Consider the following 12,559-nt stretch of genomic DNA (forward strand, 5'->3'; position numbering starts at 1 on the left):
TGCCGTTTTTGTCAGCTGGCAGCGTAGATTACGCTTCGTCGCCGTGGTGTTGCTGGGTCTCGATATCCTGCAGCGCTTCGGCAGCTTCGCCGGCCATCGAGGCTTTCTCGGCCAGCAGCAGTGCTTGACGCTCTTCCACTTCCCACGCTTCTTTCTCTTTGCGTGCGCGGTGGAAGGCCAGGCCCGTACCGCCAGGAATCAGGCGGCCGACGATGACGTTCTCTTTCAGGCCGCGCAGACCATCGCGCTTGCCCATGATCGCCGCTTCGGTCAGCACGCGGGTGGTTTCCTGGAACGATGCGGCCGAGATGAACGAATCGGTCGACAGCGATGCCTTGGTAATACCCAGCAAGACGTTCTCGTAGGTCGCAGGAATCTTGTTCTCCGACGTTACGCGATCGTTCTCGTCCAGCAGTTCCGAACGCTCTACCTGCTCGCCAACGATGTAGTTGGTGTCGCCGGCATTGACGATCTGCACGCGGCGCAGCATCTGGCGCACGATGACTTCGATGTGCTTGTCATTGATCTTCACGCCTTGCAGACGGTACACGTCCTGCACTTCGTCGACGATGTAACGTGCCAGCGCTTCGATACCCAGCAGGCGCAGGATGTCTTGCGGATCGGCCGGGCCGTCCACGATCATCTCGCCCTTGTTCACGACCTGGCCGTCATGCACCAGCACTTGTTTGTCCTTGGTGATCAAGAACTCATGCTTGTTGCCGTCCATGTCCGTGATTTCCAGACGTTGCTTGCCCTTGGTTTCTTTACCGAACGCAACCGTACCCGTGACTTCCGCCAGCATACCGGCATCTTTCGGCGAGCGCGCCTCGAACAGTTCAGCAACGCGTGGCAGACCACCGGTAATATCGCGCGTTTTTTGCGATTCGGTCGGGATACGTGCCAGCACTTCACCAACCGATACCTGTTGACCGTCCTTGACCATGATCAACGCGCCGACCTGGAAGCCGATCGCCACCGAGTGTTCGGTGCCGGCGATCTTGACTTCTTCGTTCGCGTCGTTGATCAGCTTGACTTGCGGACGCAGGGTCTTGGTCAGCGAACCGCGACGTTTCGCATCGATCGCCACCAGGGTGGACAGACCGGTCACTTCGTCGACCTGACGGGCCACGGTGACGCCTTCTTCGACGTTCTCGAAACGCACTTGACCGGCGTATTCGGTAATGATCGGACGGGTCAGCGGATCCCACGTTGCCAGGGCCGTACCAGCCTTGATGACCATGCCGTCCTTGACGATCAGGGTCGCGCCGTACGGTACTTTATGACGCTCACGCTCACGGCCATGGTCGTCGGTGATCAGCACTTCGCCGGAACGGGAAATGACGATTTGCGCGCCCTTGCCGTTCGTCACGTAACGCATGGTTGCCGTGAAGCGGATGGTACCGTTCGACTTGGCTTCCACCGACGATGCCACTGCCGCACGCGATGCCGCACCACCAATGTGGAACGTACGCATGGTCAGCTGGGTACCCGGTTCACCAATCGACTGCGCTGCCACCACACCGACGGCTTCGCCGGCGTTGACCAGCATGCCGCGGCCCAGGTCGCGGCCATAGCACTTGGCGCACAGGCCGAAGCGCGTGTCGCAAGTCAGTGGCGTGCGGACCTTGACTTCATCGATGGACAGACGCTCGATCTCTTCGACCATGTCTTCATCCATCAGGGTGCCGGCGTCATACAGGGTTTCCTGGGTTTCAGGGTTGACGACGTCATGCACCACGACGCGGCCGAGGATACGGTCGCGCAACGGTTCGATGACTTCACCACCTTCGACCAGGGCCTTCATGACGGTACCGTTCATGGTGCCGCAATCGTCCTCGATCACCACCAAGTCTTGCGTCACGTCGACCAGACGACGCGTCAGGTAACCGGAGTTCGCCGTTTTCAGCGCCGTATCGGCCAGACCTTTACGCGCACCGTGGGTCGAAATGAAGTACTGCAACACGTTCAGACCTTCGCGGAAGTTCGCGGTAATCGGCGTTTCGATAATCGAACCATCCGGTTTCGCCATCAGACCACGCATACCGGCCAACTGGCGAATCTGGGCTGCGGAACCGCGCGCGCCGGAGTCGGCCATCATGTAAATGGCGTTGAACGATTCTTGCGTCGACTGGGTGCCGTCGCGGCGCACTACGTCTTCGACTTTCAGCTGGTCCATCATGGCCTTGCCGACTTCATCCGAGGTCTTGCCCCAGATATCGACGACCTTGTTGTAACGCTCGCCGGCGGTCACGAGACCCGAGGCGTATTGCTGTTCGATCTGCTTGACTTCCGATTCGGCCGTCGCGATCAGGGTGACTTTTTGCGGCGGTACCAGCATGTCGTCGACACAGATCGAGATACCGGCGCGTGTCGCCAGGCGGAAACCCGATTGCATCAGTTTGTCTGCGAACACCACGGTGGCGCGCAGGCCGCACTTGCGGAACGACGTGTTGATCAGCTTGGAAATTTCTTTCTTTTTCAGCGCGCGGTTCAGGACCGAGAACGGCAGGCCTTTTGGCAGAATTTCCGACAGGATCGCACGACCGATCGTCGTTTCGTAACGCGTGACCGTTTTTTCGAATTCGCCCGTTTCGGCGTTTTTCGGGTATTCGGTAATACGCACGGTGACGCGGGTCGTCAGTTCGACTTCCTTGTTGTCGTAGGCGCGGATCACTTCCGACACGTCAGGGAACATCATCCCTTCGTTCTTCGCATTGATCGCTTCGCGGGTCGCGTAGTAAAGACCCAGCACGATATCCTGGGAAGGAACGATCGATGGTTCGCCGTTCGATGGGAACAGGATGTTGTTCGATGCCAGCATCAGGGTGCGTGCTTCCATCTGCGCTTCGATCGACAGAGGAACGTGAACCGCCATTTGGTCACCGTCAAAGTCGGCGTTGAATGCGGCGCAGACGAGCGGGTGCAGCTGGATGGCCTTGCCTTCAATCAGGACTGGCTCGAATGCCTGGATACCCAGGCGGTGCAGCGTAGGTGCGCGGTTCAACATGATCGGATGTTCACGGATCACGTCTTCCAGGATGTCCCATACGACCGGTTCCTGGATCTCGACCAGCTTTTTCGCTGCCTTGATCGTGGTTGCCAGACCCATCAGTTCCAGTTTATTGAAAATGAATGGCTTGAACAGTTCCAGCGCCATCAGTTTCGGCAAGCCGCACTGATGCAGTTTCAATTGCGGGCCCACGACGATGACCGAACGACCGGAGTAATCGACGCGTTTGCCCAGCAAGTTTTGACGGAAACGGCCGCCCTTGCCCTTGATCATCTCTGCCAAGGACTTCAACGGACGCTTGTTGGCGCCGGTCATCGCTTTGCCGCGACGGCCGTTGTCCAGCAGCGAATCGACCGCTTCTTGCAGCATGCGCTTTTCGTTGCGCGTGATGATCTCTGGAGCGCGCAGCTCCATCAGGCGTTTCAGACGGTTGTTACGGTTGATGACGCGGCGATACAGATCGTTCAGATCCGAGGTCGCGAAACGGCCACCGTCCAGCGGTACCAGCGGACGCAGTTCCGGCGGCAGCACCGGCAGCACTTCCATGATCATCCAGTCAGGCTTGATGCCCGAACGTTGGAACGCCTCTAACACCTTAAGGCGTTTGGCGTATTTCTTGATCTTGGCTTCGGATTTCGATTCCTTCAGTTCCACGCGCAGGGTTTCGGCATCGCGGTGGATGTCGATCGAGCGCAGCAGTTCACGGATACCTTCGGCGCCCATGAAGGCGGTAAAGTCGTCGCCGTACTCTTCGTACTTGGCGGCGTAGTCGTCTTCCGACATGATCTGGCACTTCTTCAGCGGGGTCATGCCTGGATCGGTCACGACGTATGCTTCAAAGTACAGCACGCGTTCGATGTCCCGCAGGGTCATGTCCAGGACCATGCCCAGACGCGACGGCAGCGACTTCAGGAACCAGATGTGCGCGGTAGGCGAAGCCAGTTCGATGTGGCCCATGCGCTCGCGGCGCACCTTGGCCAAGGTGACTTCGACGCCGCACTTTTCGCAGATCACGCCGCGGTGTTTCAGGCGCTTGTACTTGCCGCACAGGCATTCGTAATCCTTGATCGGGCCAAAGATCTTGGCGCAGAACAGGCCGTCGCGCTCAGGCTTGAAGGTACGGTAGTTGATGGTTTCCGGCTTCTTGACTTCGCCGTAGGACCACGAACGGATTTTCTCAGGCGAAGCGAGACCGATCTTGATTGCATCGAAGGTCTCGTTGGTCTGTACTTGCTTGAATAGATCGAGCAGTGCTTTCATGTATCACTCCAGAGGTGATTAAATTTCTATATTCCTGAGACTACATTGCCCGGCGTGGTTTCCCAGCCGGGCTTTGTGTTTCCCAAACCAAATGACAGGGTGCTGTCGTTTAGTTGCGTTCGAGGTCGATATCGATACCCAGCGAACGGATTTCCTTGACCAGCACGTTGAACGATTCCGGCATGCCGGCGTCGATCACGTGGTCGCCCTTGACGAGGTTCTCGTACACTTTGGTACGGCCATTCACGTCATCGGACTTGACGGTCAACATCTCTTGCAAGACATACGACGCGCCATACGCTTCCAGTGCCCAGACTTCCATCTCACCGAAACGCTGACCACCGAACTGGGCTTTACCACCCAGCGGCTGTTGCGTCACCAGCGAGTAAGGACCGGTCGAACGCGCATGCATCTTGTCATCGACCAAGTGATGCAGTTTCAGCATGTGCATGACGCCGACAGTAACCTTGCGCTCGAACGCTTCACCGGTGCGACCGTCATACATGGTCACCTGGTTTTTCGACGCGGTCATGCCCAGGTTCTTGGCGATGTCGTCCGGATACGCCAGGTCCAGCATGCGGCGGATCTCTTCTTCATTCGCGCCATCGAACACTGGCGTGGCGAACGGAACACCTTTTTTCAGGTTTTCCGCCAGCTTCATGATTTCTTCGTCGTCGAAGTTGTCCAGCTCTTCCGCGCGGCCGTTGTCGTTGTAGATCGTCGTCAGGTACTTGCGCACTTGTTCGACCTTGGTTTGCGCCTTCAACATTTCGCCGATGCGGATACCCAGACCCTTGGCAGCCCAGCCCAAGTGCGTCTCGAGAATCTGACCAACGTTCATCCGCGAAGGAACGCCCAGCGGGTTCAGCACAACGTCGGCTGGCGTGCCGTCGGCCATGTATGGCATGTCTTCCACAGGAACAATACGGGAAACCACACCCTTGTTACCGTGGCGACCTGCCATCTTGTCGCCCGACTGCAGGCGGCGTTTCACGGCCAGGTACACCTTGACCATTTTTTGCACGCCTGGTTGCAGCTCATCGCCTTGCGTCAGTTTCTTGCGCTTCTCTTCGAAGGCCAAGTCGAACTGGTGACGCTTCTCGTTGATCGATTCCTTGATCGCTTCCAGCGCTACCGCGGCATCGTCGTCCGCAGGGCGGATGTCGAACCAGTGGTATTTGTCCAGATCGGCCAGGTATTCCTTGGTGATCTTGGCGCCTTTGGCCAGCTTTTTCGGGCCGCCGTTGACGACTTTGCCGATCAGCATTTTTTCCAGACGCTGGAAGGCATCGCCTTCCACGATACGCATCTGGTCATTCAAGTCCAGACGGAAGCGCTTCAGTTCGTCATCGATAATTTGCTGGGCACGCTTGTCGCGCACGATGCCTTCACGGGTGAAGACTTGCACGTCGATCACGGTACCGATCATGCCCGAAGGCACGCGCAGCGAGGTGTCTTTCACGTCCGACGCTTTTTCGCCGAAGATCGCGCGCAGCAGCTTCTCTTCCGGGGTCAGCTGGGTTTCGCCTTTTGGCGTCACTTTACCGACCAGGGTGTCGCCCGCTTGCACTTCCGCGCCGATGTAGACGATACCGGACTCATCCAGACGTGCCAGCTGATTTTCAGCCAGGTTCGAGATGTCGCGCGTAATTTCTTCCGCGCCCAGTTTCGTGTCACGGGCCACCACCGACAACTCTTCGATGTGAATCGAGGTGTAGCGGTCGTCCTTGACGACGTTTTCCGAGATCAGGATCGAATCTTCGAAGTTCAGACCATTCCATGGCATGAAGGCCACGGTCATGTTCTGGCCCAGCGCCAATTCACCCAGGTCGGTCGATGCGCCGTCGGCGATCACGTCGCGCTTGGCAACACGGTCGCCCACTTGCACGATAGGACGCTGGTTGATGTTGGTGTTCTGGTTCGAACGGGTGTACTTGATCAGGTTGTAGATGTCGACGCCCACTTCACCAGCTTGCGCTTCGTCATCGTTGACGCGAATCACGACACGGCCCGCATCGATGTAATCGACGATACCGCCACGCAGGGCTTGCACGGTGGTGCCCGAGTCGACCGCAACGGTGCGTTCGATACCGGTACCGACCAGCGCTTTTTCCGGACGCAAGCAAGGCACAGCCTGACGTTGCATGTTGGCGCCCATCAATGCACGGTTCGCATCATCGTGTTCGAGGAACGGAATCAGCGAGGCAGCGACGGAAACGATCTGGCCCGGCGCCACGTCCATGTACTGGATGCGCTCTGGGGATACCAGGATGGTTTCGCCGGCTTCACGGGCCGAGACCAGTTCATCGGACAGCATGCCTTCGTCGTTGATGGTCGCATTCGCCTGGGCGATGATGTAGCGGCCTTCTTCGATGGCGGACAGGTAGTCGATCTGATCGGTAATCTTGGAGCCTTCGACCTTGCGGTACGGGGTTTCCAGGAAGCCGTATTCATTCAGGCGGGCGTACAGAGCCAGCGAGTTGATCAGACCAATGTTCGGACCTTCCGGTGTCTCGATCGGGCAGACGCGGCCGTAGTGGGTCGGATGCACGTCGCGCACTTCAAAGCCGGCGCGTTCGCGTGTCAGACCGCCGGGTCCCAGAGCCGATACGCGACGCTTGTGGGTAATTTCCGACAGAGGATTGGTTTGGTCCATAAACTGCGACAGCTGGGACGAACCGAAGAACTCGCGAATCGCGGCCGAAATCGGCTTCGAGTTGATCAGGTCGTGCGGCATCAGGTTGTCCGCTTCTGCTTGGCCGAGGCGTTCCTTGACGGCGCGCTCAACACGCACCAGGCCGGCGCGGAATTGATTCTCGGCCAGTTCGCCCACGCAACGTACGCGACGGTTACCCAGGTGATCGATATCGTCGACTTCGCCGCGGCCATTGCGCAGTTCCACCAGGATCTTGATCACGGCCAGCACGTCTTCGTTCGACAGGGTCATGGCGCCGGTCAGTTCATCGCGGCCAATGCGGCGGTTGAACTTCATGCGGCCCACGGCCGACAGGTCGTAGCGATCCGAGTTGTAGAACAGGCCATTGAACAGCGCTTCAACGGAGTCTTCCGTTGGCGGCTCGCCTGGACGCATCATGCGGTAGATCGCCACTTTCGCCGCCATTTGATCGGCGGTGTCGTCGATACGCAGGGTTTGCGAGATGTAGGCGCCCTGATCCAGGTCGTTGGTGTATAACGTTTGGATTTCGGAGATGTTGGCATCGCGCAGGCGGCCCAACAAATCTTCCGTCAGCTCATCGTTCGCGGAAGCGACGACTTCGCCGGTGTCGCCATCGACGATGTTCTTCGCCAATACGCGGCCCAGCAGGTAGTCTTCCGGTACGGAAATGTGCTTGATGCCGGCAGCTTCGATATCACGCACGTGTTTCGCGTTGATACGCTTGTCTTTCAGCACCAGGGTCTTGCCCGACTTGTCGACGATGTCGAAACGCGCCACTTCGCCGCGCAGACGCTCGGAGACGAATTCCATTTCCGCGCCTTCGGAGCGCAGGTTGAAATTGTCGAAGACGAAGAAGTTTGCCAGGATTTGCTCATGCGACATGCCGATTGCTTTGAGCAAAATCGTCACGGGCATCTTGCGGCGGCGGTCGACGCGGAAGAACAGGATGTCTTTCGGGTCGAACTCGAAGTCCAGCCACGAACCGCGGTAAGGAATGATACGCGCGGAGAACAGCAGCTTGCCGGACGAGTGAGTCTTGCCGCGGTCGTGCTCGAAGAACACGCCAGGCGAACGGTGCAACTGGGAAACGATAACCCGCTCCGTGCCGTTGATGACGAACGAACCGGTGGTCGTCATGAGCGGCAATTCGCCCATGTAGACTTCCTGTTCCTTCATCTCTTTGACGACGGGCTTGGTTGGCGATTCCTTGTCCAGGATCACCAGGCGCACTTTCGCGCGCAGCGGCGACGCGAACGTCAGGCCACGTTGTTGACATTCTTTGACGTCAAAGGCAGGATCGCCCAGAACGTACGACAAGAATTCGAGACGCGCAAAACCATTGTGCGACACGATAGGGAAAATCGAGGTGAAAGCCGACTGCAGGCCATCATTCTTGCGGCCGGACGGTGCTATGTCCTCTTGCAAGAAGCTATGATAAGACTCGAGCTGGGTCGCCAGCAGGAACGGAACGTGGTGAACGTTGGCGCGCTTCGCGAATGATTTGCGAATGCGTTTCTTCTCAGTAAATGAGTAGTGCATGGACACTCCGTGAGTGACAGAAAGGATAGAAAATTCAGGTTTTGCAAGTGTTCGTTTGCACCGCTGCGTGTGACACAGACGAAACCTCAAGGCTCTGCTTTCCGGCTTGAATCGAATAAAAACTGCTACAACTACATGACAAATACGATGCAGACGACAAAGGAGCCAAAGTCGGATTTCCCCCCTTGCGAGGGGAAACCTCAGACTTTGACTCGGGCGCTAACTGACGCCAGTACAGATATTACTTCATCGAAGCGGTTGCGCCGGCTTCAACCAGTTTCTTCACTGCAGCTTCAGCGTCAGCTTTCGACACTGCTTCTTTTACAGTTTTTGGTGCGCCATCGACCAGGTCTTTAGCTTCTTTCAAGCCCAGGCCGGTGATTTCGCGAACTGCTTTAATGACGCCAACTTTGTTTGCGCCGAAGGTGTCCAGAACAACGTTGAACTCGGTTTGCTCTTCAGCAGCTGCTGCTGGGCCTGCTGCAGGACCGGCCGAAGCCATCGCTGCTGCGGACACGCCGAATTTTTCTTCGAATGCTTTAACCAGGTCGTTCAGGTCCATTACGGACATGGCGCTAACTGCTTCCAGGATATCGTCTTTGCTAATTGCCATTTTGAAACTCCTAAATTTATTACGTTAGTTACATCAGATTGGTACTGAGAGAAAAAAGCGCGCGCAATTAAGCGGCTGCTGGGGCTTCTTCTGCTGCTGCTTCTGCAGGAGCTTCGGCGCCTTCGCCTTTTTTCGCTGCCAGGGCAGCCAGACCACGTGCAAAGCCCGAAACCGGAGCCAGCATAACGCCCAACAACTGCGAAATGAGGACTTCACGGCTAGGAATGCTCGCCAACGCGGTGACAGCAGCTGTATCCAGCGGCTTGCCTGCGTAGTTACCTGCTTTGATGACCAGTTTGTCGTTGGTTTTAGCGAAGTCAGCGATGACTTTAGCTGCTGCAACGGCATCGGCCGAGATCGAGTAGATCAACGGGCCGGTCATGGCATCTGCCAGGCTGGCGAATGCGGTACCTTCAACGGAGCGACGAGCCAGAGTGTTTTTCAACACACGCAGGTACACGCCTTGGGCACGCGCTTTAGCACGCAGTTGCGTCAAGTGACCAACCTGGATGCCACGATATTCGGCCACGACGATCGTTTGCGCATTTGCTACTTGTGCGGAAACTTCGGCGACGACGGCCTTTTTGTCATTCAGATTGAGACTCACGGTCAACCTCCTTAAATGATGTTCGGCAATCACAACCGAGTGGTTGAGCGCCTTGCATCGGTTCGAACACGGCGTCCGAAGTCAAGAAGTACTAAACTGAGCGGATGGATTCACGCAGCATGAGGACTACAAAACTTGTTCGGGTACACCATCTGCGTTGGGCACTTGCCGTTGCCGGCAAGCCTATTAACCTTCTGCATGTGCGATCGCAGTCGGCCCAACGGTCTTTGATTGTCTGCCTGCCTGGTGCGGACACCGGGCAGACAGCCCAAAGATGCGCCCGCAGCGCCCGAAGGCGCTACAGGACTTGATTCTGTTACTTAAGCTGCCAGGCTAGCCTGGTCAACACGGACGCCAGCGCCCATGGTCGACGACAGCGAAACTTTGCGCAGGTACACGCCTTTGCTCGATGCTGGCTTGGCTTTGTTCAGTGCGTCGATCAGTGCGACCAGATTCGATTTCAGATCTGCGTCAGCGAACGATTTACGGCCGATGGTAGCGTGGATGATACCGGATTTGTCGGTACGGTACTGAACTTGACCGGCTTTCGCGTTTTTCACGGCGGTAGCGACGTCAGGAGTAACAGTGCCGACTTTCGGGTTAGGCATCATGCCGCGTGGGCCCAGGATCTGACCCAGGGTACCAACGATACGCATGGTATCTGGCGAAGCGATAACGATGTCGAAAGGCATGTCGCCGGCTTTGATCTGCTCAGCCAGGTCTTCCATACCAACGATGTCGGCGCCAGCTGCTTTGGCAGCTTCCGCTTTTTCGCCCGACGCGAATACTGCCACGCGTACGGTTTTGCCGGTACCAGCTGGCAGAACGACGGAGCCGCGCACCACTTGATCGGATTTCTTAGGATCAACACCCAGTTGTACCGATACGTCGATCGATTCATTGAACTTGGCCGTTGCGCACTCTTTGATCAGAGCGACAGCGTTGTCGAAAGCGTACACTTTGGTACGGTCGACTTTGGCTTTCAAAGCCTTGATACGTTTGGATAACTTAGCCATTATACAACACCTTCCACCGTGATACCAATCGAACGAGCGGAACCAGCGATGGTGCGTACAGCAGCATCCATGTCGGCAGCGGTCAGATCAGGGGTTTTCAATTTAGCGATTTCTTCAGCTTGTGCGCGGGTCAGCGTACCGACTTTGTCGGTATGTGGCTTCGGCGAACCTTTGGTGATCGCAGCAGCTTTTTTGATCAGGTAGGTTGCTGGAGGCGTCTTCATCACGAACGTGAAGGACTTGTCCGCAAATGCGGTGATCACGACTGGAATCGGCATGCCTGGCTCCAGACCTTGGGTCTGTGCATTGAAGGCCTTGCAGAATTCCATGATGTTCAGACCACGTTGACCCAGAGCTGGACCGATTGGTGGGGATGGGTTTGCTTTACCAGCTGGCACTTGCAGCTTGATAAAACCAATGATTTTCTTTGCCATGATGGCTCCTATCTTGGATTGAGTAGTAGCGCCCCGCCGATCCTACCCTGGCGGGGCTCCTCTGACCGGATTTCGCTGAGACCGCTGCGGCGCTCCTGGTGGCGCTGATACAACTTAAACTTTTTCGACCTGGCCGAATTCGAGCTCTACCGGGGTAGCGCGGCCGAAAATGGTGACCGAGACGCGCACTTTGGATTTCTCGTAATTGACTTCTTCGACATTGCCGTTGAAATCGGTGAACGGACCATCCTTGATACGTACCTGCTCGCCCACCTCGTACAAGGTTTTTGGACGGGGCTTCTCGACACCCTCTTGCATCTGCTTCATGATGCCGTCGATTTCGCGCGCGGAGATCGGCGTCGGCTTGTTCGACTTGCCACCGATGAAACCGGTAACCTTGCTGGTGTTCTTGACCAAGTGCCAGCTCTCGTCCGTCATTTCCATTTCAACCAGCACATAGCCAGGATAGAAACGACGTTCGGTGACGGACTTCACGCCATTCTTGACTTCGACAACTTCTTCGATCGGCACCAGTATCTGGCCGAACTGGTCTTGCATGCCCGCGCGCTCGATGCGCTCGGTCAGTGCGCGCATGACGCTTTTTTCCATGCCGGAATAAGCATGCACGACATACCAGCGCTTGCTGCTCACTGGCACGCTCAGCGCTGCACCAGTATCCGCTACCGGAGCGTCGCCCGGAACGGACTCGTCCGCCGCTTCATCATGCACATTTTCGCTCATTATTTTTTCCAACCCAGAATTACGTCATACAACAAAAACTCGAGCAATTTATCCGTGCCCCACAGGAAAATCGCCATGACCAGCACAAAGGCAAACACGATCGCAGTAATCTGCGTGGCTTCTTTGCGGGTAGGCCAAACGACTTTCTTGGTTTCGCGCACAGCTTCTTTGGCGAAATTGAGAAATTCACGGCCGGTCGTCGAGACATACAAGAGCGCAACAGCAATAACCAAACCAGCCACAAGCGCGCTTGCACGCACCAGAGCTGGTTGGCCTGCCAGGTAATAAAACCCGACTACTCCTGCAATCGCAGCTACTATTGCCAGCGCGACTTTTATCTTGTCACTCGACGTGCTAACGGTTTGCACGGATTGATTTGACATTTTTCTACTTTCGGTGCCCTGCACCTTGACGGTGGCAGGGACGGAGGGCATCGAACCCCCAACCTTCGGTTTTGGAGACCGACGCTCTGCCAATTGAGCTACGTCCCTACGTAAAACTTTCGAGGAGTGCTATTCTACCACCCAGGACGCCCCGGGTGGAAGCATAACATTTCCTTATGCGATGATTTTTGCAACCACGCCGGCGCCGACGGTACGGCCGCCTTCGCGGATAGCGAAGCGCAGACCTTCTTCCATCGCGATCGGGTTGATCAGCTTGAC

At 56.7% G+C, this 12,559-nt stretch carries 8 protein-coding genes, 1 tRNA gene and 1 pseudogene; all 10 read right to left on the reverse strand.

Annotated elements, in window-relative coordinates:
• Positions 1-28: 28 nt before the first annotated feature.
• A complete protein-coding gene (gene rpoC / locus IGS61_RS26740; RefSeq protein ID WP_230542354.1) occupies positions 29-4,270 on the reverse strand; it encodes a DNA-directed RNA polymerase subunit beta' in 4,242 nt (1,413 codons plus the stop codon).
• Positions 4,271-4,379: 109 nt separating this feature from the next.
• The gene (gene rpoB / locus IGS61_RS26745) at positions 4,380-8,486 is read right to left on the reverse strand and encodes a DNA-directed RNA polymerase subunit beta (protein ID WP_152254465.1); all 4,107 of its coding nucleotides are present in this window, start codon (positions 8,484-8,486) and stop codon (positions 4,380-4,382) included.
• Positions 8,487-8,727: 241 nt separating this feature from the next.
• Positions 8,728-9,099, reverse strand: coding sequence for a 50S ribosomal protein L7/L12 (rplL, locus tag IGS61_RS26750; protein ID WP_070223390.1), 372 nt, complete (start codon positions 9,097-9,099; stop codon positions 8,728-8,730).
• Positions 9,100-9,166: 67 nt separating this feature from the next.
• Positions 9,167-9,706 (reverse strand): 50S ribosomal protein L10, encoded by a 540-nt coding sequence (gene rplJ, locus IGS61_RS26755; RefSeq protein WP_034753621.1) that lies wholly within the window; start codon positions 9,704-9,706, stop codon positions 9,167-9,169.
• A gap of 320 nt (positions 9,707-10,026) precedes the next feature.
• Entirely contained in the window at positions 10,027-10,722 is a 696-nt protein-coding gene (gene rplA, locus IGS61_RS26760; RefSeq protein WP_034753134.1) for a 50S ribosomal protein L1, read from the reverse strand.
• On the reverse strand, positions 10,722-11,156 hold the full coding sequence (rplK, locus tag IGS61_RS26765) for a 50S ribosomal protein L11 (protein WP_034753131.1): 435 nt from the start codon (positions 11,154-11,156) through the stop codon (positions 10,722-10,724). Before rplK ends, rplA begins: the two co-directional genes overlap by 1 nt.
• 114 nt (positions 11,157-11,270) lie before the next feature.
• The gene (nusG, locus tag IGS61_RS26770) at positions 11,271-11,897 is read right to left on the reverse strand and encodes a transcription termination/antitermination protein NusG (RefSeq protein ID WP_034753130.1); all 627 of its coding nucleotides are present in this window, start codon (positions 11,895-11,897) and stop codon (positions 11,271-11,273) included.
• Positions 11,897-12,280, reverse strand: a complete 384-nt coding sequence (gene secE, locus IGS61_RS26775) for a preprotein translocase subunit SecE (protein WP_010394308.1) — start codon at positions 12,278-12,280, stop codon at positions 11,897-11,899. The genes nusG and secE overlap by 1 nt, the downstream gene beginning before the upstream one ends.
• Before the next feature lie 32 nt (positions 12,281-12,312).
• A tRNA-Trp gene (locus tag IGS61_RS26780) sits at positions 12,313-12,388 on the reverse strand.
• A gap of 66 nt (positions 12,389-12,454) precedes the next feature.
• Positions 12,455-12,559 (reverse strand): annotated as a pseudogene (locus IGS61_RS26785) (EF-Tu/IF-2/RF-3 family GTPase); the annotation flags it as partial.

Source organism: Janthinobacterium sp. FW305-129, from assembly GCF_020858115.1.
Classification (GTDB): domain Bacteria; phylum Pseudomonadota; class Gammaproteobacteria; order Burkholderiales; family Burkholderiaceae_D; genus Janthinobacterium.

What these genes read in the sequence shown, in the direction of transcription:
- rplA (WP_034753134.1), bottom strand. Translation starts at nt 10,722, where the DNA reads ATGGCTAAGTTATCCAAACGTATCAAGGCTTTGAAAGCCAAAGTCGAC.
- rpoB (WP_152254465.1), bottom strand. Translation starts at nt 8,486, where the DNA reads ATGCACTACTCATTTACTGAGAAGAAACGCATTCGCAAATCATTCGCG.
- secE (WP_010394308.1), bottom strand. Translation starts at nt 12,280, where the DNA reads ATGTCAAATCAATCCGTGCAAACCGTTAGCACGTCGAGTGACAAGATA.
- rpoC (WP_230542354.1), bottom strand. Translation starts at nt 4,270, where the DNA reads ATGAAAGCACTGCTCGATCTATTCAAGCAAGTACAGACCAACGAGACC.
- nusG (WP_034753130.1), bottom strand. Translation starts at nt 11,897, where the DNA reads ATGAGCGAAAATGTGCATGATGAAGCGGCGGACGAGTCCGTTCCGGGC.
- rplL (WP_070223390.1), bottom strand. Translation starts at nt 9,099, where the DNA reads ATGGCAATTAGCAAAGACGATATCCTGGAAGCAGTTAGCGCCATGTCC.
- rplK (WP_034753131.1), bottom strand. Translation starts at nt 11,156, where the DNA reads ATGGCAAAGAAAATCATTGGTTTTATCAAGCTGCAAGTGCCAGCTGGT.